Genomic DNA, 24,179 nt, shown 5'->3' with positions numbered 1-24,179 from the left:
CAGGAGCCGCCGAATGAGATCAGGCGGCACTCAGCTGTGCCGTGCTCGGGGAAGCTGCCAGTTGCCGCCGCGGTCCTCCTTCGACCAGCGCGCGACGAGGTCGGGGATACGCAGGAAGCAAGCCAGTGCGGTGACCGCCTGGAAGGCGTCGATAGCGCGCTGGGTCATCGGCATGCCCAGGCGCAGGAGTCGCGGATTGACCTCGGCCTGGATGTGGTTGACGAAGGGCCGCAGCACGGTGTCGTAGTTCGCCAGTGCGGTTGGCAGATCGTCCGGGTGTCGATTGATCTCGTCGGCCAGGACGTAGGCCCCGACCAAGCCGCCGGAGATTCCCATGCCGCTGTAGGGGGAAGCACAGTGCGCGGCGTCCCCGACCAGGACTACGCGGCCCTTGGACCAGGTGTCGGTGCGCACCTGGGCGATCTCCTGGGAGTAGAAGAAGGGGCTGGTCTTCATGCCCTCGATGAATCGCTCGGTCTGCCAGCCGGCGTCGCGGAACCTGCTTGCCCAGAACTCCTGCTGACGCTCGACGGGTTCCCGGTGGATGGCCGAGGCTTCCTCGGATTCTTCTCGCATCACGAAGTAGGCCTGGGTCTCGGTCGGATTGTGGCTGCGGCGCATGATCTGACGGCCGCCCGGGACCATATAGGTGTCCCGGATGTTGCTGTCGGAATCGATGCGTGGGACGAACCAGTACGCCATGTGGATACCGACCCGCCAATACGGGTCGAAGCCCTCCGGGAGGATCGCCCGGCGGATGCGTGATCCCTGTCCGTCCGCGCCGACCAGGAGGTCGAACTCGCCGGACGACCCGTCGGAGAAGTGCGCGACGACCTTGTGCTCGTCCTGCTCGAAACCGTCCACGCTCGTGCCGAAGACGTACTCGGTGCCGTGCTTGGTCGCATCGTTGAGGATGCGTACCAGGTCGCCGCGCATGATCTCGTACTCGGAGGTCAGTGTCTGGCGGCCCTGCCCGGAGGTGTTGGCCATGATCGTCGCATTGGCCTTGCCGCGGGCGTCGACGAAGGCGACGCCCTTCTCGTCCACGCGCCTGCCCCGGACGTCGTCGAGGAGTCCCATGCGGCGGACGGCCTCGATGCCCTGACCCCGGAGGTCGACCTGGGCGCCGGTGGCCCGTAGCACGGGGAAGCGTTCGACGACGGTCACCCGGTGGCCGCCCCGCGTCAGCCAGAAGGCCAGCGCCTGTCCCGCGACTCCGCCGCCGGCGATGAGGACTCGCAAGGATCGCGTTCCCGAACCCTGTGTCATGTCCACCGCTTCAAAAACTATCAGCGAATGATTCCTTTCCAGAGTCATCTATCAGCGATAGATTGTCAACGTGGCGAAGATGAACCGTGAGACCGTGGTCGCCGAGGCGCTCGAGCTGCTCGACGAGGTCGGCCTGGATGCCGTCAGCACACGGCAACTGGCGAAGCGACTGGGCGTCGAGCAGCCATCGCTGTACTGGCATTTCCGCACCAAGAAGGAGCTCCTGGCCGCCATGGCGCAGGCCGCGATGGCACCCCATGCGAACGCACCGCTGCCGACGCCTGAGGACGACTGGCGCGAATGGTTCCTGGAGAACACCCGTAGCTTCAGGCGCACCCTGCTGATGCGCCGCGATGGCGCACGTCTCCATGCCGGCTCCACGCCCACCGCAGACCTCGACCGGATCCGCCACAAGATGACTTTCCTCGTCGACTCCGGCGTGCCCGAGCACGACGCACAGATGGCGATGCTGACGGCCAGCCGCTTCACGGTCGGCAGTGTCCTGGAAGAACAGGCGGACTCCGGCCCCGGCGACGGCCCGGACCTACCGGCCGACACGCCACTGATCGATCCCGAATCGGCGTTCGAGGCGGGACTTTCCCTCATTGTGAACGGCTTGACCGCGCGCATCACGGCATAGAAGCCGGACCTGCCTGTCTGCCACGTCCTGCCAGCGCGAGCCCGCCGTACCTCCGCAGGCTCGCGCGTACCCTCCCCACACACGGGTCACCGTGGAAACCGCTCCGAGACCCCCAGCCCCGCAGGAGGCCAGAGCCCCTTGGCGGGAATGTCAACAACGCTCGTAGTCAATACAGCTAGGGCGCAGCGGATCGGGGGCGAGGGCGATGGCCATCCAAGGCGCCGCTGCCTCTTGAAAGCTGTGAGCGAGGGGCTCGAGACCGTGCTGTTCGTCGAGACTGAAGGCCGCCATCATGACCATCTCCGACTCGTCGGCGACGGAGACGAGATGCGTTCCGCAGCGCCGGCAGAATCCGCGATGCAGGGTGGGCCAGGTCGAGTACCAGGTCGGCTCGCCTCCGGGCCCGGTCCAGGTGAGGGCCCCCCGGGGGACCCGACCCACAGCATCGCCGGGCCGCCCGGGAGGCGTGTGCAGTGCTGGCAGGAGCACAGGTGAGGGTCGTGGGCGGGGCCGGTCACCTGGTACGTGATGTCTCCTCACTGGCAGCGACCTGTCCGCGTTTCGGGTACGGCCGTAGGTCCGGTCATTCGGGCATCTCCCTTGAAGAGCCAGAATGTGGAAGGCATCCATGCCCTCGGCCTGGACTGTCTTGTCGTGGCGTTCCTCCAGGGCTAGTTGGCCATCGCGGAAGAGTTGCTCGGGCACGCGGTGCCTGATGCTGGGGCCGGACAGCCTGGTGTGCGATGGCGCCGCTGCCAGGCTGCACGGCGCGGCAGCAGGCCCAGTGGTACTTCCTGTTCTTCGTAGCCTCACGCGCATCGCAAACGGACACTTTTGGGTGACTCCATCACGAGTTGCCCGAGGCTAGCATTCTCATCAATCATCGGCCCATGCGATTGCATGTGAGAAATAGCGGTCCCAGCTGACCGAATTCGGGATTCGTTCGATCATGCACGGGCACAATCGGTCAAGGAAGCGATGGTGTGCAGCATGCGGTTCGCGAACGGTGTGGCGGCGAGCGAGATCATGGGAGCAGAGTGGATCAAGAGCAGCGCAAGTATCAGCCAGGGCAACTGCATCGAGCTGGCAAAGCTTCCGGGGGACGCGGTGGCGATGCGTAATTCTCGTTTCCCGGACGGGCCGGCACTGGTGTACACGTGCGAGGAGATGAAGACCTTCCTGGCGAGCATCAAGGGTGCCGAGTTCGATCACCTGACGGATCTTTAACCCCTTAGGCTCTGGCCAAAGCTTGGCCTGGCGGGCATCCAGGCGCCACCGTAGGGAGCTGTTGTACGTGTCAGCCCCCAGCGGGAGCCTGGATGTCCGCCGTTCGCAAGACCGTAGGCCCCTTGGAAGAACCGGTGGTTTCCATGGGGCACGATTCCAAGCGTGAGGCTGCCGGACGGCTTCTCGGCAATCAGCTGCGGACACTTCGCCGTGATCGGGGCATGACGCTCAAGGATGCGGCCCGGGTCATCCGGGGCTCAGTCTCCAAGGTCAGTCGCCTGGAGCGCGGGGAGAGCCCACCCAAGGAGCGGGACGTCCACGATCTGCTGCGCCTCTACCAGGCGTCGCCCGCGCAGGTGGAACAGATCAGGTTGCATCTGCAGCAGGCGCGCAACAAGGAGTGGTGGCAGCAGTACCTCGACGTCGCACCGGGATTCCTCAAGAAGCTCATCGGCCTCGAGGGAGCCGCGGGCCGAATCTACACGTACGAAAACCACGTAGTGCCGGGGATCCTCCAGACCGAGGCCTACGCTCGGGTTCTGGTCAAGTCCGCGGTGCCCGGCGCCTCGGACGAAGATATCGACAAGATGGTGGACCTGCGCCTGATCCGGCAGGCCATGGTCTCCCGCTCGGCTCCTTCAGTGGTGGCCCTGCTGGACGAAGGGATTCTTCGGCGCCCTGTAGGAGGGCCGGCAGTGATGTGCGCGCAGCTCGAGCACCTGCTGCGCATGGACGAGGTGCCGAATGTCAATGTTCGCATCGTCAGCTTCGAGCGCGGGGCCGGGATGGCACCGACTTTCCCGATCACCCATCTGCACTTCGGGGATGGCGGACCGCCTGAGCTCGTTTACGTGGAACTCCTGGACAGTGCCCTGTACCTGACTCGGACCGCAGAGATCGACAGGTACCGGCTTGTACTGAACGAGCTGAGCCTGAGAGCTGCCTCCCGGCAGGAGACCAAGGACATGCTCGCTCAGGCGGTCGACCACTACCGGGGCCGGCTTGCGTTGTGAGACGGGGAGCCAGGCCCGTCACACACGGGCAAGGCCGCCCCATTCGACCCAGTCCGTGGCCCGTTGCTCCACGGGCAGCGGTGGGCTGTCGGGCTTCCAATCAATGACGTCGACCAGTCCGGGCTCCAGGATCGTCAGCCCCTTGAAGTAGGCCCGTACCTCGTCCGGTTCCCTTACACGCCCCCAGCGATCGCCGGTGCTGTTGAGCATCAGCTGGGTGACTCCATCCCGTACGGACCGGTCGTCGCTGACGAGCTGGCAGATGACCACGAGGTTTCCAGGGCCGATCTTCGTTGCAACGCGTTGGATGAGCGCTGCCGGGTCGTTGTGGTCGTCGGTGTCAGGCAGGCAGTGCAGCACCGAGACGAACAGTGCCGCGGTCTTGCGGCCTGGGCGGATGAGGTGTCGCACCTCTTCGTGCTGGAAGATCTCGTCGGTTTGCCGCATGTCCGCGTGGATGACGGCGGTGTTGTCGTTCTCCTGTAGCGTGGTGCGGCCGTGAGCGAGGACGATGGGGTCGTTGTCGATGTAGACCACGCGACACTGCGGGTTGATCCGCTGAGCGACCTGATGGACGTTGTCCTCGGTAGGAAGACCGGACCCGTGGTCGATGAACTGCTCGACCCCATGCTCCTCGACCAGGGCGCGGACCACCCTGCGCAGGAAGTCGCGGTTGTTCCGGGCAAGGATCCGGGAGCTGGGGGCGATGTCCAGGAGTTTCTTGCAGGCGTCGCGATCCGACTGATAGTTCTCCACTCCACCTAAGAGCCAGTCGTACATCCGTGCCACACTTGGCACGCGCACGTCAATTGCGTGAGTTTTGGTTTCCTTCACGTGAGCCATCCCGTCCCCCTCCGACGATGGAAGTGCTCATGCTAGGGAGCGTCTTGACAGCAGACCAGTCCCCCGAACGGGGGTACCGTACAGAGGCGTGAATTACGCCAAGGCAGGGAGAGTATTTACCTCGCTCGTGCCTGCGGAGGCCGACCGGCGTCCAGGCCTTCTGGGTCTCTGGGGCTCGCACCGGCAGTCGGCCCCCTGCCGGCACTTCTACGCAATTGGCGAGAACAGGGTGCGCGGGCTTGCCTCCGCCGTCGGTTCCTGTCACCCTTTGGCGCCCTGGGCAAGAGGTGGCAAGACGAAGGTGACCGAGTGGCATGCTGTGCAGTCGGGTGGCTGCCGCCTCGTCGGTGCTGGAACAGTGCTCCGCCGCCGGCAGCTCCCTGCGAGGTCGCGGCGTCAGGGCCGGGCGTAGTCCATTGCTTCCCAGAAGGGGCGGATGACGCAGGGGTGTACCGACAGTCCGGCCGCGAGGGCTTCTGTCGTCGGCCAGTCGGGCAGGAGCGCGCCGCTGAGCACGGCTTCGATCACGGACGCTGCCAGACCGGTCTTTTCAGCGATCCGTTCCGGGGCGGGGGACGACGCTGCCAGGTGCAGGCCACTCAGCGCACTGCGGAACTGCTGGTGGGCATCGGCCAGGGAACGGCCGGACGGCCGCACTCGCCCCTGACATGCCTCCCACACGACACGCACCTGCTCCGGTCTGCCGCACAGGATCGTGGTGAGCATGTGCGTCACCGGCCAGGAAGGGATGTGCTGACCGTTAAAGATCTTCCCGAGGGCTGCCGTAGCGAGGTCGGCTTGGAGCGCCACTTCTTGCACAGTGATACCCGACTCCAGGTATAGGGCGGACAGCGCCGCCCCCAGAGCCTGAGGCGCCATGGGCTCGTGGGCCGAGATCCGCGACACCCCACTAGGGGCGGAACGCTGGTGCGGGAGTTCGGTCGATGCTGCTGGACCATCCACCGCAGCCGAAGCGCGGAGGAGCTTCTGCTTGCTCCAGAGGGCGCGCGCCGACGCCTCACTGGTTCCGGCAGCAGTAGCGATCTCCGCCCACGATGCACCGGTGCGCCGGGCATCGTGGGCGGCCATGTGCCGGTACTGACGCGCAGCCTCCTCGGCCTCTTCCACCAGACCGAATCGCAGAACCAGGGGCACGTCTTCGGTCTCGGCTGCCGCAAGCCGACTTGCTGCCACCTGAAGGCGGTTGACGGCTTGCGCTCGAGCGGGTGATGCCGCAATCTCGCTGCTGAGGCGGCGAGCCTTGTCGCGAGCGCGCTGCGCCCGCCGCCTGCAGCGCGTATCGCAGTAGCCCCGAGGCCGGCCCCGGCCGGGCCGGCGCCTCAGTAATGTCCCGCACGCGCCGCAGACGCCATCAGGTAGCGCCCCACCCACGCAGCATCCTTTCCACGGCCCTGGCGAGTGATCGTCAACGGTTACCGGGGGCGACGGCTTCGCGCCACCGCCCCCGCGGCATCACACCTGACGTAATGCCCTCAGGCGCACGGACGCACAGCCTGCGGCGCTCGCCGTGAGAGGCAGCATCCCGAGCAGAAGCCCTTGAGGCAGCGGTTCGCCGATGGCCACTGCGGCAATGAGGATGATCACCACCACGACAAGGACCGGGAACATTTTGATGTCCCACACCCGGATCGTTGTCACACCGGAGGGGCTGGGCATGCTTGACTGGTGAGATGCCGGGGGCACACTACTGCGCCCTTGGTCGTTTCGAATGGTCATCTTGCTCTCCTTGTCACGAGATGTGGCCTTCGGAAGTGGGCGGCTCCGGGATGCACCCCCGGAGCCGCTTTTCGCATGAGAGAGATGGTCACGTCACCTCATGCGCTATGACAATACAACGTTCTTTGCGATGACCACGGAAGAGCAAGAAGCAGGCCCATCTCGTGCAAATCTCTGAGCCAGGCAAGTTCAGAAAAGCCCGAGTTGACAACCCGTCAAGCGATCGAACATGTATACACCAAAGAATCATCGCTTTACTTCGAATGACACGCAGAACCGACCGGATTGCGATCGAACCAGTTCGACGTGTGTGGCAATTTTGATCGCTTGCTCCAGGCGTCCCCTCAGGGAACCCAGAACCCCACCTTCCCCGCGCCATCACCCGAGCGTTTCAATCACTCGTCAGGGTGAATCACACACATGTCAGGTACTTGCATCCAGCCCTCCCGCGACCGTGAAGATGCAAAAAATAGCAATTAGCTATCGCTAACAAGCGTGCCGGGCCGACGAATCCTCACCGCACCCCCGAAGCGTGCCGCAAGAGTCCATTAAGGCAGGCCGAAGCACTCCCCAGCGTCGCTGCGGTAGCCCCAACCAGCAGCGAGAGTGCGCTTTGCACTCCGTGTCGGCCGCAGAAGCTCCCGATCCTCGCGAGGATCATCACCGGCCCAGCACAACCGAGCGCAAGGACAGGGCCGCGGGTGCCGCCACCAGCTCAGTACCCCGTCATCACGCACCCTCCCGGCGACAACTCGCACGTGACGACAATCAGCAGAGCCGTGACAATCCCCAGATGGCGGACGAGCATGAAGCGTACATAGAGGAATCTTTCAGTCATTTCAGGAGGGGCGTCGTGGTTCGACGCGATCAGGGTGAGGGCGGCGTGACCCTCACCGCGCAGGGTGTCTCACAACTTGACTGTTGTTGACGAAGGGCCGCTTGTAGCTTCCGTGCACGCACGTTGCGTCGTTGCCGGGACGGTGGACCATCTTCTGGTACTACCTGAGCCTCTCCTCGCGATACATGCGACGTCCGGCCCTGCGGGCTGACCGGCCCGCCGGGCCTGGGACTTACCGGCTGTCCCAGGCCTGGCCGAGCCGCTCGGCCAGCTCGGTGAGCGTCGCCGTCGGGAAGGTGAACGGCACCCGGATGTGCGTCGCGTCCGGAACGACCTCCACTCCATGCCGCAGCGCGAGTTGGGCGTAGACCCGGGCGTCCGCATCGGGCAGTTCGATCCACAGTGCCGAGCCGCCGTCCGGGCGGCGCCACCGCCAGTCGGGTAGCCGGGCGCGTAGGGCTGCCTCCAGGTGGGTCAGTCGGCGGAGCGGCTCGGTGTCCGGCGGCGTGGACCGGCGCATCAGACGGGCGGCGAGCGCCTGGTCCAGCACGGGGCTCCCCAGGTCCGCGAGAGTCTTCAGCCGCGCGATCTGCTCGGCGATCGGCGCGGGGGCCCGCAGCCAGCCGACCCGAAGGCCCGACCAGATCGTCTTGGTCACCGAGCCGACGCTGAGGACGGTCGCGCCGCGCGGCGCGTACGCGGCCAACGGCTGGGGCGGCGGCGTGCCCAGGGTGGTGCAGTAGGCGTTGTCCTCCAGCACCGGTACGCCGTGCTGCGCGGCCAGTTCGCCGATCCGCCGGCGGCGGGCGGCCGACATCAGGGTGCCGGTCGGATTGTGGAAGGTCGGCATCAGGTACGCCAGCGCCGGTCCGGCCGCGAACGCCGGCGCGAGTTCGGCGAGGGCGGCTCCCTCGGCGTCCAGCCCGACCGGGGCGAGCCGGGCGCCCGCCGCGTGGAAGGCGTCGAGGCAGCCGGGCCAACCCGGGGACTCGACGACGACGGTGGCGCGGCGGCGGACGAAGCAGGTGATCGCGAGGCTGATCGCTTGGGTGGCCCCGGTGGTGACGACGATCTGGTCGGCGGTGGTGGGCAGGCCGTCGGCCGCGTACTGGTCGGCGATGGTCTCGCGGAGCACCGGTAGGCCGCGCGGATGGTGGCCGGTGTCGGCGAGCAGCGCGGGGAGGTCCTCGGCGGCGAGGGCGGCGAGTTCGGCGGCCAGATCGGCGGGTGGCTCGCCGGCGGTGCGGGCCAGGGAGATCAGCGGGCCGGGCCCGGCGGCGAGCCGGCGGACCACCGCCGTGCCGGACTCGGCCCCTGAACCGCCCCGCTTGCCCCTGCCGCCGCGCACGCGGCTGCCGCTGCCTCGGCGACTGTCCAGCGTGCCGGCGTCCCGAAGCAGGTCGTAGGCCGCGACGATGGTGGCCCGGCTCAGTTTGAGTGCCCGGGCCAGCTCCCGTTCGGCGGGCAGCCGTTCACCGGTCGCGAGGTCGCCGCTCTCCACGGCGACGGTGAGGGCGGCGGCGAGCCGCCGGTACAGCGGCCCCCTCGCCGTAGCCCAATCGCCCAGGATCTCGGTCAGTTCGGCCGCGGTCCAGTTCCGGTCCACTTCTCCCCCCATTGGCCCGGGTGACGGGCCACCGCGCCGACAAGACTCAGTTCCATGATCACATCACAGGACGCCCGGCTGCGGGCGGTGACCGATCTCATGGTGCCGGCCACCCGCACGGACGCGGGCCGGCACGAGTACGACGGGATCCTCCAGGACCTCTCCCCCGACGGGGTACGCCGCGGCCTGGCCGCGCTCGGCGGCTCCCCGCTCGCCGACCCGCACGACGAACGGCAGCTCGCCGCCTTCGAGCACGCGCTGCAGGTCCGCTACGGAGAGCTGGAGCTGCACCGGTTCGACCCGACCCCGCATCTGGAGAACCTCGACGTCACCTGCTACGAGCGCGAGTACGCCCCGGCCGCCGAGCGGGCCGCCGCTCGCCGGAGGCACCTCGCGGGCTGGCCGGACGCCGTGGACGCGGCGATCGCCGCCCTCGACCGGGTGCCGGCGCCGCTGGCCGAGACGGCCCTGGACACGGCCCGGGGCCTGGCCCACCTGGTCGCTGACGTGCCGTCCGCCCGGGCCGCCCTCGACCGGCTCATCACGCACCTGCGGCACGCGGCCCGTACCGGCGATCCGGACCCGGCGCTCGGTGGATCGGCGCTGGCCCGGTTGGCCAGGGCGACCGAGGCGGTCGAGGTGGACCTGACCGCGCTGGCCGCCCGGCTCGATGTCGAGCGGGACTCGTGGCGGGGCCGTTTGATCGAGGCATGTGGCCGGATCGACCCAGTCGTCCCGGCAGAGGTGACCATGGCCGGGATCCTCGCCGATCACCCGTCGCCGTCGGGGGTACTGGAGCTGGCCGCCGAGCTGGTCACCGAGGTCGAGGCGTGGACGGCGGAGCGGGGGCTGGTGCCGTATCTGGACGGCGAGTGCCGGGTCGGGGTCACCTCGCCGACCGACGCGCACCAGGTGGCGACGCTGACCATGGCCGCGCCGTACGAACCGGACGGGCCGAGCTGGTTCCGCATCACTCCGCCGGCCCCGAGCTGGCCGGCGGACCGGAGCGCGCAGTGGCTGTCGCTGTACAACCGGTCGGGGCTGGCCAACATCGCCCTGCACGAGGCGGCCCCGGGCCATCACGCGCACGGCCGGGCGTTGCGCCGCGCCGCCGGGGACGTCCGGCGCACCCTGCACTCCCCCGCCTTCGTCGAGGGCTGGGCGCACTACTGCGAGCAGCTCGCCGTCGAGGAGGGCTTCCGGGACGGCGATCCGCGGTTCGTGGCGAGCGTCGCCCGGGACGCGCTGCTGCGGATCACCCGGCTGGCCTGCACCATCGGCTTCCAGACCAGGGCGATGTCGGTGGCGGAGGCGCGCCACCGGTTCACCGTGGACGCCCTGCTCGCCGGGCCGGCCGCCGACGCCGCCGTGCACCGGGTGCTCCGGGAGCCGCTGACCATGTCGTACACGTGGGGCAAGCTGGCGATCCTCGACCTGCGGGACCGTGCCCGGGCCGAGTGGGGCTCCGGGTTCAGCCTCGCCCGGTTCCACGCGGCGCTGCTCGGCCTCGGCGCGCCACCGCTGGGCCTCCTCGACCGGGCGCTGGGCACCTGAGATGTGGGCGTTCGTACTGGCCTCGACGGCACTGATCGCGGTGCCGGGACCCAACATGGTGTACATCGTGACCCGCGCCACCGCACACGGCCGCCGGGCCGGGCTGCTGTCCGCGCTCGGCGTGGAGACCGGCACCCTGGTCCAAATAGGTCTCGCGGTGGCCGGGGTGACCGCCCTGCTGGCCGCCGCGCCCGTCGCGTCGAGCGCGATCCGGTGGGCCGGCGTGGGCTATCTGCTCTGGCTGGGCCTGCGTGCCTTGCGGCCCCGGCCGGCAGCCGCAGCGCCTGCGGTCCCGGAGTCGGCGGGCCGGATGTTCCGGGACGGCGTACTGGTCAACCTGCTCAACCCGAAGGTCGGATTGTTCTTCCTGGTGTTCCTGCCGCAGTTCGCGACGACACGGGCCGGGCTGCTGGTCCATGGCGCGGTGTTCTTCGCACTGGCACTGGCCGCTGATGTCGGCTACGCGCTGGCCGGGGCGACGCTGGGCGGCCGACTGCGGGCAGGCGGGCGGTGGCCGGGGGTGATCTACCTGGGGCTCGCCGGCTACATGGCACTGGCGTGACGCCTCGTCGAGTGCAGTCCGCATCAGCACGCGCCCGCGAGCTCCAGGAGCTCGGAGACTCCTTCCTCCTGCTGGTGCGCGGCAAAGCGCGGGACGAGGCCCTGGGCGAGCTCGAGACACCGCGGGGCGCCGATACATGTCGCCATCGTCAGTGCCTGGGCAGCCTCCCAACTCACCCAACCCGCGAGGCGCTTCTCATGTCACGGCCCGGCGGGACGATCACCGGTCCGCCGAGACCGTGAAGCTACCTCGTCTGAATGGCATCTGCCGGGACCTCAAAGATGATCGTGAGTCCGTCGCGCTCGTTGCCCTGCTCACCGACCCGCGTAAAGCCGAAGCCCTCGATGGAGGCCAGGGAGGCGGTGTTGTCGGATGCGATCCTGGCGCGCACGGTCCTGACACCGGGCTCGGCAGCGGCTCTGACGAGCAACGCCCTCAGCATGGCGCGGGCATAGCCCTGGCGGCGGTACCCGGGCACGACGGTATAGCCGACCTCGACCATGCCGGCCTCGTCAGGCGGCCCATGGAACCCGGCGTCGCCCACGACAACCCCGTCCGGCTCGGACACCGCGGCCCGCGTGATCCAGGGCGCGGCCAAGGGGTCCTTGGCGAGCTGGTCGGCGCGGTAGCCGAAGATCCAGCGGGCTCGCTCACCGACGAAGTGCTCGTCAAGGGCGACCCCGGCCTCGGCGCTGCCGCCGGCGAGGTCACCGTCGGCAAGCGCCCGCAGTGCCTTCGCGCTGAGCTCGACGAAGCGGACGCGTTTGGGCGGGGAGAGAGGTTCGTTGTTCATCGCGGTGATACTCACCCAGAGCCTGAAAGCTGTCCACTGCTTTACACCAGCGCACGGCCGACCACGACACCGCAACGCCCGCGCGTCGGCGGACATGGTGACGGTCACGCAGACGCCACGATATCCACGCCGAGATCCATCCCACGATTACCTCGCTCGTCTCCGACCGAACCGCGCCCCGAAGCTCAATCTCCCCCAAGCCTGTAAGTCGAAGGGAAGGGCAGAGGCCAGGTCGCTCCTGCCCCCCTGGTGCGTCCCATGGGGAGCAGCTGCCACTGTCGTTCCCGGTGATCGCCCTCCGCCCTGTGTTGCTTGGTCGCTGTGCGGGCGTTGGTGTCGCCTCGCAGGATCAGGCCGCTGTTCCGGTTCTTGATCTCGTACACCGGCGGGGCGTCGGTCATAGCCGCCGCAGCCACTGCGGGCGTTATCCCACCACGCCCCAAGAGCGGCCCCCGCCGGAGCTCGGGCGACGGGCGCCTCTGGAGACGCCCGCGCAGGCTGAGCCGGGAGGCGCAGGCTGCGCACGCCGGAGACCGTCTCGGACATGCCCTGGGTGAACACGCCATGAGTGCTGTCATACGCCCCCCGGCCAGGATTGCGTCCCTGCCACTGGGCGAGTTGTGTGGGATGTGCATAGTTCATCGCCCCGGATGGCCGTTCGCAAAGGCACAAGAATGCGTCGTGTTCATTCTTCCTGCTGGCAGAGAGCGGAGCCGTCCCACTCGGGTCAGGCGTTCGCGGCATGCCACGCCAGTCGAGATCCGCGCTCCGGGCAGGTGCCTTCGGGGCGTCATCACCATCGGTATGACTGCCAGTACCTCCGTTCCGGAGGCGCCGGCACCAGAGTTCTCCACTGACCCGCGAGCTCACCGCGCGGTGGCGCGTGACAGCCCCAGGAGGTGGGAAGGGTGCCTAGGCCGGCAGGAGCCGACTCCGCGCGGGTCCGGCTGACGAGGGAACGCCTCGCCAAGCATCTGATCGCGCGTGCCGATCCGGACGGGGCCTTGCGCGAGCGCTGCGCGAGCAGAGTGCTGGAAACCGCCCTGACCTTGGTCCTGCTGCGGCGCCTCGGCCGCCACGACGACATCAGCGAACAGCTGAACCGGTTCGTGTCGCGGGCGGCCGCGGACCCCGCGCTCGACTGGTTCAGCACCGCCGTCGCGCACGCGACCCTGGACCGCTTCACGTCAGCTGACGACCAGCGGGTGCACACATGCCTGGACGGCTTCGACCATCACAGCAAGGCCCGCAAACACCTCACCTTCGGCGGGATGCTGGCCGTCGTACGGGGACATGGCTTCGACCCCGACATCAGGGTCGAAGCGTACGACGCGACCGGCCTGAACTACTCGGCCGCCGCGGTGGTGCTGGCCCTGAAGGTCCTGCATGCCTGCGCGACGGGGCACCGTGACCAGGTGTCCGACTGCGACGTGCGGTCCCTGCGGGCCACCCAGGAACCCGGCACCGTCAAGGAGAACGTGGTCCTCACGCACGTCCTGGCCCTGCTGGCCCTTGCCGCTCACGGCTCCAGCCCCCGTCTCGTGGAACGCGGCACCGACCGGCTGCTCGCCGTCCGCAACGCCGATGGGGGCGTGCCCTTCGTCACCCGAGCCGACATCTTTTGTACGGCGACGGCTGCCTGGGCACTCGCACAGGCCGGTGAGCCCCAGGCCGCGCGCATGTGCCGTTATCTGGCATCCCAGCAACAGCCCGACGGGGGCTGGTCCTACGGCGAGGGCGCCCTGCAGACAGACGTGGACGACACCACCTACTGCCTCGAAGCCCTCCACACTGTCGGAGACAGCCGGTACGAGCCGGCCATTGAGCGGGCGGAAGGGTTCCTTCTGGCGGTGCAGAACGACGACGGGGGCTTCCCCACGTACAGCAGGGGCGGCGCGTCCGAACCTGCCATGACCGCCGCCGCAGCAGCCGTCCTGGCGCGAGGAGGCCGTCATGACGAGTCGGTGTGCAGGGGCATCGGCTACCTGGTGCACTGTCAGCGCCCAGACGGCTCCTTCGAGCGGAGCTGGAGCCTGGCCGAGACCAACGCGGTCTTCCGCAGCACCTACTCCCTGATGCGGCTCCCGGACAACGCCCCCCAGCACCTGCACGCCCACGTGACCGCATCACTACGGGGATGCCGCCGCTATCTCCACGCGGCGCAAGGGCTGGACGGGGGCTGGGGTCATGTTCCCGGTAGTCCCAGTGACCCCATCAGCACCGCTTACGCGCTCCTCGCCCTTGCCCGGACCAACGACGGATCACCCGCCGCCGACCGCGGAATCGCCTACCTCCTGCGTCACCAGCAGCCCGACGGCGGCTTCGTCTCCGTCCCCGACACCTCAGGCCCCCGTCCCCTTCCCCACGACCTGCCTGTGCTGGCGGACGCCTTTGTCCTCCATGCCCTCTCCGCCTTCGGGCCACAGTCATGACAACGGCAGCGGACGAGGAAGAGACTGGGCGGCTGCTGTCCGGCTGGGCAACCCGTACGGGCCTGACGCCCACCCCCGCCGCCCGTCGGCGCCTGGCATCCATGCAAGCGGGACGGTGCGCCTCTCTGATAGCGGCGCCGGCGAGTGCGGACGAGGTGCTGCTCGTCGCGCAGTGGATCACAGTGATTTGCCATATCGACGACGAGCTGGATCGTATGCCACAGCACTGCCGTCAGGAGCATGCGGTGGACCTGATGGACACGCTGTTGCGGGTACTGGGCCCTCCGTCCGTGCCGGCCGACGCGATGGTGTGTCCCGCGGCCGTCGCGCTCGCCGACCTGTGGGACCGCACAGCGGCACCGATGACACCGCTGTGGCGCACCCGCTTCCGCACCCACTACCGGGAATTCGCCGAAGGCACCTGCCAGGAGGTACGCATCCGGGCTGCGGGCGGATGCCTGGAGCTCGACGCCTACCTGGCCCTGCGCCGCCGCACCATCACGGTCCTGCCCATGCTCGACATCCTGGAGCGCCCAGCCGGTCTGCGTCCACCCCGGGAGGTGTACGCGGCCGTGGAACCGCTGCGCTGCGCTGTGGCCGATGTCTACGCCTGGATCAACGATCTGGTGTCCTTCACCGGTGACACGCTCTGCGGCCAGGTTGGTCTGGTCCCCGTTCTCATGCGCCACTTGGGTGCCGGCCGGTCCGCCGCCGCACAGCACGCCGTACGCATGATCCGAGCCCGGATGCGGGACTACGACGAGGTCGAGGCCCGGCTCGTGGGACAGGGGGTGGAAGGCATCCGCGGGTACAGCGCCATGCTCCGGAGGTTCCTTGACGGGGCTCTCCATTGGATCTCCGAGACCTCACGCTACGACGACCGCCTGCTGCGGGACATCTGCGGACGGGGAGGCGTACTGCCATGACCGGACGGACACGCGAAAGGGACAGCGGCTTCCTCGACGGGCGGACATGCCTGGTCACCGGAGGCGCCCAGGGCATCGGCTGGGCCGTCGCGGTCGCCCTGGCCGCCCATGGAGGTGACGTCCATGTGTGCGATGTGTCCACGGCCCACATCGAGGCAGCGAGGAAGGAACTGCCCCAGTTCTCATGGCAGCACCGCATCACTCTGGAGCACTGCGACGTGACCGACCGAGACGCGGTCCACCAGTGGATCACCGGAGTCCACCGGAAGACGGGACGGGTGGACGTGCTCGTCAACAACGCGGCCTTCACCCGCTGGGAGTCCGTGGACGCCATGACCACGGACGAGGCGGAACTCACGATGCGAACCGGCTTCCACGCCATGGTTTACACCACGAAAGCGGTCCTGCCCCTCATGCGGGCCCAGGGTGAGGGCCACATCGTCAACATGGGATCGTCCACCGGACGGATCTTCGTCAAAGGCCCTTCCGCCGCCTACGCCGCCTCCAAGGCCGCCGTGGAGGCGTACACGCTGATCCTGGCGATGGAGCTGAAGAAGACCGCCGTCCACACGACACTGGTCCGCCCCGGCACGGTCGCGGGCACCGCGTTCTTCCGCCGTCACGTGCCGCGTCAACGGCTGCCCCGGACAGCGGACTTCCTGCCACCCCTCACTCCCCCGGACGTCGCTCACCGCGTCATCAAGGCACTGCGCCATCACACAGAGGTCGTTGACATCCCGCGATACCTGCCTGCCCTGTACCTGCTGCATCTCCTGTTCCCCCGGGCCCTGCGCAGAGCGGTAGAGGCCGGAGGGCACGCACGCCGGGACTACGGCAACGTCACGTGGGAGCACCAGCGGAAGGAGAAGAAACATTGAGCACCCGATGGGAGCCCGCCGAAGTGCCGTACCCGGCTCAGCCGTGGACGATGTACGGCCCGGTATGGATCACCCTCCTCACGGTGGAGAAACCGCTGCCCTTGCCGGCCGGTCTGAAGCCACTGCTCGACCCGAGGAAGCTGGCCGTCCTCGTCGCCCGTTACAGGGCGGGCACGCTGGTCTACAACGAGTTCGTCATGTGCTCGACGGCTCGCCGCGGGGGGCGCGTCGGAGGGCTGTCCATCCAGTACATCTGGGTCGACGACGCGACGGCACTGTGGGGAGGTCGCCGAAACTGGGGGATCCCCAAGCGGCTGGCGCACTTCGAATGGTCCGGACAGCAGGTCGACATCTCGGACGGAGAGGGACTCCTTGTACGTCTGCGGATGGACCGCCCCTCTCGAACCACCCCCACGGTAACCGTGCCGCTGTCAGGGTTCGGCGTGCTCAACGGAGGTCTCGTCTACATCCCAGCCCGGGTACGCACCCGCATGGGCCTGGGGCGCCTCCACGTGGACGAGTGGTCACCACGCCTACCCGCCCCCTGCTCGCACGGACCGCATCGGGCCGTACTGCTCGATCCATGCCGCATGACCGTAGGCCGGGGAAAACACCTCGGACACCACGCCCATATCGACTGCTAGCACTACAGCGGTCAGGCCGGTGGCCGGGGCGTGGAAGTCGACTCCGCACTTGTCATGGTGGTGGTCGCACAGACAGGTGCACGCCTTGTGGGTACGTTCAAACCGAGCCCGCGGGGGGGCCGTGGCTTGACCACGTCGCCAGACAGATGGTCCGCGCCGCATCAGTTCAGCCGAGCACACACCTGCTTGGGCACCCACACCCCGCTGAGACGCGAGCACAGGCCGGATGAACCCGCCAGCCCCGCCCCGGCTTGTTTCGGTCGCGGGGCGGGGCTGGCGATCGGAGGGGGGATCAGGAGACGCGCTTGAGGGTCCAGGCGTTGTTGTTGAAGCCGGAGTTCGGGAAGGCCACGCACGAGCTGCTGTAGTACGAGCTGGTCTGGACCCAGCCGGTCGGGTAGAACGCGGACCCACAGGCCTGGACGACGGTGCCTATGGGCAGGCCGGTGAGCTGCTTGATCTGCTTGATGTTCGGGGCGAAGTTCTGACCGCCACAGGTGTTGCTGTAGCCCCAGCTGACGTCGACGTAGCCGACCGGGGTGGCGGTGCTCGCGCAGGTGGTGGTCACGTCACCGGGTGCCGCCTGGGCAGGCGCGGCGGTGAGGGCGAACATCGCGGCAGCACCGGCGAAAGCGATCATGGTGGTACGCAAACGGGGCACAGTGGGCTCCTTGGAGGGGAAAACCAGCCAACGCGAAATGACATCCCGTTTCTACGGCCTGGCCCCGAACCCGCAACAGTTGATTTCCGGCCTACAAGATCACGCCATCCCTGCCGTCGATGCACCCACCAGGACCTACCCGTACGCCCTCGCCGCCCGGCTCCAGCGACCTACGGCTGGATGATCAACAGCGGCGGGGTGCCAGCCTCACTGCCACCCAGGGACCGGCCTGGAGCGGAGACCTCGCGCCACCTTGTCCGCGAACCCTGAAAATCTCGCGGCTGTGCGCGCCCGGCCACAGACGTTCGTAGGCGAGACGGACGTTCAGGAGCGGAGGACGGAACCACAGGGGCGGGGCCGGAGCAGGCGGCGGGGGCTTCGGCCCGCACCGTCGCCACGAGAGAGTGGTCTTACGCCATGCCGCCCGGCTCATAGTCCACCTGGCACAATGGGACGTCGCCCTGATGCTCGGTCGACGAATATAAGTTACCGACAGTAACTCGATTTCCTAGAACATAGTTAATGTCAATCTGGGGGGATCTCCTGTGGGCAAGCAGAAAAAGAAGGGTGACAGCCGGAAGACTTCCTTCGACGATGAAGTCGCGTTCCGGCTTCCGCCAGGCTCCCCTGGAATGAGCCGCTCGGTGCCGTCGCGTCCCAGGTGTCGGTGCCGGATCCGGCGGCGGGGCGAGCGACCGCTGCCGATCGGGCCTCACGGTCACGAAGGAGGAGGCACACATGCTCATCGGTACGCGTTCCAGCGGGTCGGCCTCGGCACGGCCGCCTTGGTCCTGGGGGGCACGGCAGCGGTCCGCTACGAGGCTGCCGTTCTCGTTGCCGGCATCAACAAATGGTTGTGACGTACTGGTCCGATGGCAACTCGAACACCCGTACTCGCCGTCCGCAGGTGGGATTGACGGTCTCACGGACCGGATGCATTCCCAGTTTGGTCGTGATCCGTTCCGAGGCGTCGTTGCCCACTTGAATGATGCTGATGATCCGCGCCAGCCCTCGCTCTTCGAACCCGAACCGTACGGCGGCCGCAGCGGCTTCGGTGGCCAAGCCCTGCCCCCAGTGGGAACGTCCCAGCCGCCAGCCCACCTCAACCGCCGGCAGTACCTCCGGCAGAAAGTTGGGCACTGCAAGTCCGGTGAACCCGGCCAGCTCGCCAGTGGACCGGATCTCCACGGCGAACAGGCCGAAGCCCTGTGCCTCCCACTCGCTCTCCCATGCCTGGACCCCGTCGCGGGTCTGCTGCTCGTCGCGGACGCTGCCGTCACGGATCCACCGCATGACCTCGGGGTCGGCATTGACGGCAGCCATGGGCACAACGTCTTCCTCGCGCCAGCGACGCAGGATCAAACGGGGAGTCTCCAGCGTGACCATCCGATCATTCTGGATCACAAAGGGGCTCTCCGCCATCCTCACCAGGCACTTTCAGTACATGCCTCAGTGGGCGGCGCCGCTCGTGTCGCCATGGGGAGCCAGAGCCCGTCACCGGGAAGCCGCGTCGACGAACGAACGGGTTGCCTACTTGCTCGCCCGCTCGACGCAGACCGACCGGATCTCCTCCAGCAGCTTTGGGTAGTGCTCTCCATACGTGTGCAGCGCATGCCACACCGCGTCCAGTGCCGCTTTGAGTGGGTCGGGCTCGGCGGCAGCGAGCACAGCGGGGAGAGCGAAGTGCGGCTGTGAGATCTCTCCGGGGACGTGCGGCGTGACGGCGGGGTGTACCAGCAAGGCGGCGGTGGGCCTCATATCTGCGGGCGCCAGTCTCTCGTCGCCGGACACCGCCGGTGCGAGGCTGCCCGGTAGCCGGCCGAGTTCGTACCGCCTCGCCCCGTCGTCTCCCGACTCTGCGGCCGGGACCCATGTCCAGCCGGCCGGCGGCGGGGGAAAGTATGGCGGTCGCTCGGGAGGCATCGCCCCGAGCACCGGCGGCCCCTGTACGAGGGAGGTGGAGCGCAGTGTCTCCCACATCCGGGCCGCGTCGTCGAACGGCGGCGGAAGCGGACGCCCCTCCGCCAACTCGGTGAGCGCCTGGGCGACCCACGACACATCGGTCAGGCCCGCCGTCTCGCATGCCCGCCGCGTGGCCAGCAATGCCACCGCACGCTGGACCTCGGGACCCGCGGCATCGAGGGCGTGCACCAGGTCGCTGTCGAAGCGCAGCAGACCCAGGACGTTGCTCCCGCGGACACCGCGCAGCCTCTCGCTGGGCAGCCTTCCACCCCACTCCCACCTCTCGTAGTGCAGCCGCCGTTCCTCCGCAGCCCGTACCTCGTCCGTGACCGGCCCGTGCACAAAGAACCCCCTTGTTGAGGACGGCCTCGGAAGTCCTGTCGGACAGGCCGTCACCTGCCTCGCATCATGCCGCAGGCCACTGACACGACAGGGCCGACGCCGCCGCGAAGTCGGCGGTGACGTCGGTGATGCGGCGCTCGGCGGAAGCCGGGCCGCGTCGCTGTCGGCGCCCTGGTTGCCTCGCGGCAGGTGGAGAGCGGTGACCACGTAGGAGTCCGCGGTGAAGTTCTCCAGCGCGGCCGCCGTGGTCGGCCGCATGCCCAACGTGCGCCGAGCGGTGTTTCCGGTGCCCACCCCGCAGATGATCCGGCCCGGTGCCAGGGCATTGAGGCTGGCGCACCCGTCGCCAGATCAGCCTTGCCCGGGAGTCTCGTGGCTCAGCCACTCAGGCCCGGACATGTTGAGCGCGGCTCGCCGTATCGGCGGGCCGCTCTCAACATGGGGTTCGGTCAGGACCGCGCCGCCCGCCTTGCGCGGAGCGAAGTGGCCGCGGCCGTCGTTCAAGCGGGAGAAGCGCCGCAGCCGACTGCGCGGCTGCTCGGACCACTCGAACACGACTCAGCCGCGCAGCCGGTGGGCCATGGTCTCCCAGAAGCCGTGGAGTTCTGGAGCGCGTATGCCCGCCCAGTCGGGGGTCCTTCTGCGGACCCCCCGCCGGAGCAGGGCCTGCTGCTGGCGGCAGAAGGGCTCGCGGATCTCCGAGCGGGGCCGGGTGCCGCGTGGTGGGTACGGGCAGAGCTGGAAGGCGCAGCTGGGCAGGCAGGTGGTGCCCGGCGCCGGCGAGGAGCCGGCGGTCAGTTCCGGGTGCAGTGGGGTGCGGTCGGCCGTCATGCAGGGAGGCAGGCTCGCGCCCGGCCTGCTGGAGGCGGCCAGGCGGTGCTCGACCTCGTCCGGATACCCGTCGCGCTCGATGAGGTTGAGCATGACGAGCACCTCGGCGACCAGCCGTTGGGCGCGCGGGTCCAGGGCGCTCCAGCCCGTCGAGGGCGGGATCCACAGATTGTGCTTCCGGTAGCGCTGCCGGCCGCTGCTGCGGGAGCCGATGGTGTCGGCGACGCCCTTCTCGTCGATCCACATGAACCGTTCCGGTCTCCTGGTCTCCAGGGTCAGCGCCGCCAGATCACCCGCCTCCGCGACGAACGGGTGCAGGGGCTGCCGCGGCGCCCTGCCGTCGAGCGCCGCGTGGGCGATGGCGGTGTGGTCCGTACCGGCCATGGACAGCCACCGTTCCACGTTCTGCACCGCTGTCGTGGGGCGCATCCCGCCGGGGATCCCGGTGAGGCCGTTCCCCTCGGCACGCTGACGAACCTGCTCGTCGAGGCCCTTGTGGCGGGCGCCGACGTCCGGAAGCTCCCACAGGCACAGGGCGTGGAGCAGGCACAGCTGCGCGTACCAGCACCGGGTCTGCTGGAGCATGGTCTCCGCCTGCCGGATGAGGTCCGCCCGGCCGCCCGGGTAGGTGAACGGATGCCTTTTGCGCCGGTTGGCCGCGTACTTGAAGCCCTGTGCCAGTGCGTTCTCCAGGGACAGCGGCATGTCGGGGCTGCCGTCGGTGTACTTCGGGTCGAGATGCCGCAGCCACAGTGTGAGGCGGCTGCGGGCCTCGTCCCGCAGCCCGTCGCTCACGGAGCCCAGGAGCATCGGTAGTGTCCATGCCCGCATGACGAACTCCCGCCACACGTCCACCCGCTGTTGCCGGTACTCTTGGACGATGGCGTGCCGCGCACGGTACAGGCGGGCCACGCGTTCCTCATGCGCCGCCCGGGAGGAGCCCTCCTGCTTGGCCTCCTTCTGCATATCGGCCGCCCACGCGTCGAAGCGTCGCCTCTGCGCCTTGTCGGCGGCGTCGATCCTGTCGGTGTATTCCTCCATCGGGTCCCGGTTGATGTCGTGGATCCACGGGCGGATCACCGCGTATGCCGGGTCCCCGCCGTTCCCGAACTCCTGGGAGACGGCCATGCGGATGGAGTACGAGGCTTCCGTGGTGCCGAGTTTGAAGAGCTTGGTGTACAGGGGCGTGGTGTCGGTCCTGTCCGCTGCCGTGCGCAGGGCCGCGCCCAGCTGCTTCACGCAGCCGAGCTTCGCCTCGTCGAGCGTGCGCGCGTCGCCCTTGATGCCGTGCCAGCATCCGAGGATCATGCCCATGATCTCGTCCAGCCGCTCCGGCCGCTCCGCCACGCTCTCGATCTCCAGGGCGGCCGCGTAGATGTCCAGGGCCTTGGGGTCCGTGCGTCGGCCGGCCGCGCGGCACAGTCGCAGGGCGAGGGGCCGGCCGTTCGGTGCCAAGCGCCGGTACCGCTGCCGGAGGTCCTTCTTCACCGCCGCCGTGACGCCGGCCTCCGGGGCCACCGCCTCGGCCGCGCACCGGCGGGAGAGCAGCACCAGGGCGATGAGCAGTTCCCGGCCCGGGCCCGGCGGTTGCAGGGCCTGGTCGACCAGTTCGTTCGCGCGGCCCTCCCCGAGGTCGTGGAGCGCGCGGAAGGCGAAGTACACCTGGAGGATGCTGTGCGGGAAGCGCACCTTCTTCTCGAATCCCCCGACCAACCGCAGAGCGTCCGCGTTGGCCGCACATCGGGCGAGCGTGGCCTGGCGCTGGCTGACGGTCCCGCCGAGCAGTGACCGTCTCACCTCACCGCTGACCCGCCCGCACAGCGAGCTCCAGATCTGCTCACGCTGCCACTCGGACAGGGCGTTCCCGCGTCGGCCGGTCGGGTCGAAGTCGCGGACCCGCTTCCACAGGCGTTCGGCCTCGGCCCCGGCCCGGTGCACCGGGGTGGGACGGAGCTGCTCGCCCAGCAGGTCCGCGAAGCCGACCTCCAGCTTGTCCTGGAGCAGCCCCACGCAGGCCAGCGCCGAGACGACCTCGATCGCATCGCGGCGGTCCTGCGGCGACAGGACCACCTCCTGGCGCAGCCGCCCCTCCACCAGCGCCCGTTCCCAGGTCTCCAGCAGCCACAGCCGCAGGGTGGAGCGGTCCCAGCTGCGGGTGTCGAGACGCCGCCGGTCGGTCTGCGGACGGTCGCGTTCGAGCACTCCGTGGTCGTGGAGCTCCCGCGCGATCTGCAGGTAGAGCGGCGACTCGGTCACCTCCGCCGTCTCGACGATCCAGTCGAGACGGCGCTCGTCGGCCTCGGGGGCCTGCGCCTCCACGAAGTGGAGCGCCGCCTCCTCGCTCAAGGGTTCCAGTTCGATGATCGCGGCACGGGTCCCCTCCAGGGGGCTGTGCGGGCGCGAGGCGATGACCAGGGGCAGCTTCTCCTCGTACGCCCGGTCGATCGCCCGGCGGATGATGTTGTCCCGGTCGTCCTGGAGCTCCTCGTCCAGCAGGGCCTCCTCCAGCCCGTCGGCGATGACGACCGGTTTGTCGTCCGCGAGCAGCTGCTGCCAGACCCTGTCGTTCTTGCTGCGGGCGAGGATGCCCTGCGGGGCCTCCTCGGCGAAGCGCCGCCTGGCCATCTCCTCGAAGTTCAGGTCGGCCTGCCCGGCGGCGTCCCGCAGCCGGACGGGCACGGGCACGGCGCCCTGCCGGGCCAGCAGCTCCGTGAGCTGAACCATCACCGCGGTCTTCCCGGTGCCCACCCCGCCGACCAGCACGTACGGCCGACGCGTGGCGCGGTCCCGCAGCCGCTCGGCGATGACCTGGGCGATCTCCTGGCGGCCGACGACCTGGCCCGTGTTCGGCCCGGCCGTGGGGACCAGGGTGCGGGGGCTCCTGCGCGCCTTGGCGAGGTAGCGGTGCTTGGTGTATCCGTACCAGACGAACAGGAAGACGCTGGCAGCGGCACCGGCGGTGAGGACGGGCCCCACGAAACGCAGGATGGCGTCCAGCCCCGTGGTCCTCGTCACCCACCTCTCGAACGCGGTCGTGCCGTGGAAGATGCCGTAGAGGCCCTCGGCGCACCAGGCGAGCACGAGCAGGCCTGCCACCACGGACAACGCCCGCGCGAAGCTGGTGTAGGAACCCCAGCGACGCCACTTCGCGGGGCGGGTGCTGTCGCGGCGCGCCTCCTGGCGAAGCGTCAGGCCGTGCCGGAACGACCGCACCGCACACCGGCCGCGGGCCACCGCCCGGCGCAGCCGCAGCCACGCCACGGGAACCCTGCCCGGCCGCTCCTTGCCGGGCGGACGCCGGACCACCTTCGTCATCGCCCCTCCTCCCTCCGGGTGCCTCGGCAAAGGGAAGGGAAGGGGAGCGCGGACGTCATACGGCCCGGATTCCATCGAACCACGGGACAGGGACGGCGCAACCTGG

The 24,179-nt window shown here is 68.8% G+C and carries 20 protein-coding genes and 1 pseudogene; 9 read left to right on the top strand and 12 right to left on the bottom strand.

Features of this window, described 5'->3' with window-relative positions; genetic code table 11:
• Positions 1–30: 30 nt before the first annotated feature.
• On the bottom strand, positions 31–1,242 hold the full coding sequence (locus AC07BS_RS20605) for an FAD-dependent monooxygenase (protein WP_478933637.1): 1,212 nt from the start codon (positions 1,240–1,242) through the stop codon (positions 31–33).
• A gap of 106 nt (positions 1,243–1,348) precedes the next feature.
• Between AC07BS_RS20605 and AC07BS_RS20600 the strand changes: the two genes are divergently transcribed.
• From AC07BS_RS20600 to AC07BS_RS20590, 3 genes are all read left to right on the top strand, one after another.
• Entirely contained in the window at positions 1,349–1,909 is a 561-nt protein-coding gene (locus AC07BS_RS20600) for a TetR/AcrR family transcriptional regulator C-terminal domain-containing protein (protein WP_478933790.1), read from the top strand.
• 990 nt (positions 1,910–2,899) lie between these two features.
• Positions 2,900–3,136 carry a DUF397 domain-containing protein gene (locus tag AC07BS_RS20595; RefSeq protein ID WP_478933635.1) on the top strand — a complete coding sequence of 79 codons (237 nt, stop codon included), beginning with the start codon at positions 2,900–2,902 and terminating at the stop codon, positions 3,134–3,136.
• Between the two features lie 92 nt (positions 3,137–3,228).
• Entirely contained in the window at positions 3,229–4,149 is a 921-nt protein-coding gene (locus tag AC07BS_RS20590) for a helix-turn-helix domain-containing protein (protein ID WP_478933633.1), read from the top strand.
• An 18-nt stretch (positions 4,150–4,167) separates the two neighbouring features.
• On the opposite strand, the gene AC07BS_RS20585 is transcribed toward AC07BS_RS20590, so the two are convergent.
• The 4 genes from AC07BS_RS20585 to AC07BS_RS20570 form a co-directional block, all read right to left on the bottom strand.
• Positions 4,168–4,992, bottom strand: a complete 825-nt coding sequence (locus tag AC07BS_RS20585) for an SAM-dependent methyltransferase (protein ID WP_478933631.1) — start codon at positions 4,990–4,992, stop codon at positions 4,168–4,170.
• Between the two features lie 396 nt (positions 4,993–5,388).
• Positions 5,389–6,147, bottom strand: a complete 759-nt coding sequence (locus AC07BS_RS20580; RefSeq protein ID WP_478933629.1) for a hypothetical protein — start codon at positions 6,145–6,147, stop codon at positions 5,389–5,391.
• A gap of 318 nt (positions 6,148–6,465) precedes the next feature.
• The gene (locus AC07BS_RS20575; protein ID WP_478933627.1) at positions 6,466–6,729 is read right to left on the bottom strand and encodes a hypothetical protein; all 264 of its coding nucleotides are present in this window, start codon (positions 6,727–6,729) and stop codon (positions 6,466–6,468) included.
• Between the two features lie 1,070 nt (positions 6,730–7,799).
• Complete coding sequence (locus AC07BS_RS20570; RefSeq protein WP_478933625.1) at positions 7,800–9,173, bottom strand: aminotransferase-like domain-containing protein; 1,374 nt, start codon at positions 9,171–9,173, stop codon at positions 7,800–7,802.
• A 54-nt stretch (positions 9,174–9,227) separates the two neighbouring features.
• Here AC07BS_RS20570 and AC07BS_RS20565 point away from each other — a divergent pair, with 54 nt between their 5' ends.
• The gene (locus AC07BS_RS20565; protein WP_478933623.1) at positions 9,228–10,727 is read left to right on the top strand and encodes a DUF885 family protein; all 1,500 of its coding nucleotides are present in this window, start codon (positions 9,228–9,230) and stop codon (positions 10,725–10,727) included.
• A gap of 1 nt (position 10,728) precedes the next feature.
• Positions 10,729–11,289 carry a LysE family translocator gene (locus AC07BS_RS20560; protein WP_478933621.1) on the top strand — a complete coding sequence of 187 codons (561 nt, stop codon included), beginning with the start codon at positions 10,729–10,731 and terminating at the stop codon, positions 11,287–11,289.
• Positions 11,290–11,312: 23 nt separating this feature from the next.
• Here the strand turns inward: AC07BS_RS20560 and AC07BS_RS20555 are convergent, their stop codons facing one another.
• Both AC07BS_RS20555 and AC07BS_RS20550 read right to left on the bottom strand, forming a co-directional pair.
• Positions 11,313–11,435, bottom strand: a complete 123-nt coding sequence (locus AC07BS_RS20555; RefSeq protein WP_478933619.1) for a hypothetical protein — start codon at positions 11,433–11,435, stop codon at positions 11,313–11,315.
• A gap of 98 nt (positions 11,436–11,533) precedes the next feature.
• Positions 11,534–12,082, bottom strand: a complete 549-nt coding sequence (locus tag AC07BS_RS20550) for a GNAT family N-acetyltransferase (protein ID WP_478637827.1) — start codon at positions 12,080–12,082, stop codon at positions 11,534–11,536.
• Between the two features lie 908 nt (positions 12,083–12,990).
• Here AC07BS_RS20550 and AC07BS_RS20545 point away from each other — a divergent pair.
• Genes AC07BS_RS20545 through AC07BS_RS20530 form a run of 4 tightly spaced genes read left to right on the top strand, consistent with a single transcriptional unit; the run spans position 12,991 to position 16,962 of the window.
• Entirely contained in the window at positions 12,991–14,514 is a 1,524-nt protein-coding gene (locus tag AC07BS_RS20545) for a prenyltransferase/squalene oxidase repeat-containing protein (protein ID WP_478933616.1), read from the top strand.
• Positions 14,511–15,440: a terpene synthase family protein gene (locus tag AC07BS_RS20540; protein WP_478933614.1), complete on the top strand. Its 930-nt coding sequence runs from the start codon at positions 14,511–14,513 to the stop codon at positions 15,438–15,440. Before AC07BS_RS20545 ends, AC07BS_RS20540 begins: the two co-directional genes overlap by 4 nt.
• Positions 15,437–16,318 carry an SDR family NAD(P)-dependent oxidoreductase gene (locus AC07BS_RS20535; RefSeq protein ID WP_478933613.1) on the top strand — a complete coding sequence of 294 codons (882 nt, stop codon included), beginning with the start codon at positions 15,437–15,439 and terminating at the stop codon, positions 16,316–16,318. Before AC07BS_RS20540 ends, AC07BS_RS20535 begins: the two co-directional genes overlap by 4 nt.
• Positions 16,315–16,962, top strand: a complete 648-nt coding sequence (locus AC07BS_RS20530) for an acetoacetate decarboxylase family protein (RefSeq protein WP_478933611.1) — start codon at positions 16,315–16,317, stop codon at positions 16,960–16,962. The genes AC07BS_RS20535 and AC07BS_RS20530 overlap by 4 nt, the downstream gene beginning before the upstream one ends.
• Positions 16,963–17,254: 292 nt before the next feature.
• Here AC07BS_RS20530 and AC07BS_RS20525 read toward each other — a convergent pair whose 3' ends face one another.
• The 5 genes and pseudogenes from AC07BS_RS20525 to AC07BS_RS20505 form a co-directional block, all read right to left on the bottom strand.
• On the bottom strand, positions 17,255–17,623 hold the full coding sequence (locus AC07BS_RS20525) for a hypothetical protein (RefSeq protein ID WP_478933609.1): 369 nt from the start codon (positions 17,621–17,623) through the stop codon (positions 17,255–17,257).
• Positions 17,624–18,466: 843 nt separating this feature from the next.
• Positions 18,467–19,009: a GNAT family N-acetyltransferase gene (locus AC07BS_RS20520; RefSeq protein ID WP_478933607.1), complete on the bottom strand. Its 543-nt coding sequence runs from the start codon at positions 19,007–19,009 to the stop codon at positions 18,467–18,469.
• Positions 19,010–19,153: 144 nt separating this feature from the next.
• The gene (locus tag AC07BS_RS20515; RefSeq protein WP_478933605.1) at positions 19,154–19,927 is read right to left on the bottom strand and encodes a hypothetical protein; all 774 of its coding nucleotides are present in this window, start codon (positions 19,925–19,927) and stop codon (positions 19,154–19,156) included.
• A gap of 216 nt (positions 19,928–20,143) precedes the next feature.
• Positions 20,144–20,263: pseudogene (locus AC07BS_RS20510) on the bottom strand (LLM class flavin-dependent oxidoreductase); the annotation flags it as partial.
• A gap of 222 nt (positions 20,264–20,485) precedes the next feature.
• Positions 20,486–24,073 carry an NACHT domain-containing protein gene (locus AC07BS_RS20505; protein ID WP_478933604.1) on the bottom strand — a complete coding sequence of 1,196 codons (3,588 nt, stop codon included), beginning with the start codon at positions 24,071–24,073 and terminating at the stop codon, positions 20,486–20,488.
• Between the last annotated feature and the right edge of the window lie 106 nt (positions 24,074–24,179).

It is taken from the genome of Streptomyces sp. NPDC044063, from assembly GCF_056434285.1.
The sequence above is the reverse complement of the archived record's forward strand: the minus strand, read 5'-3'. Positions and strand labels throughout refer to the sequence as shown.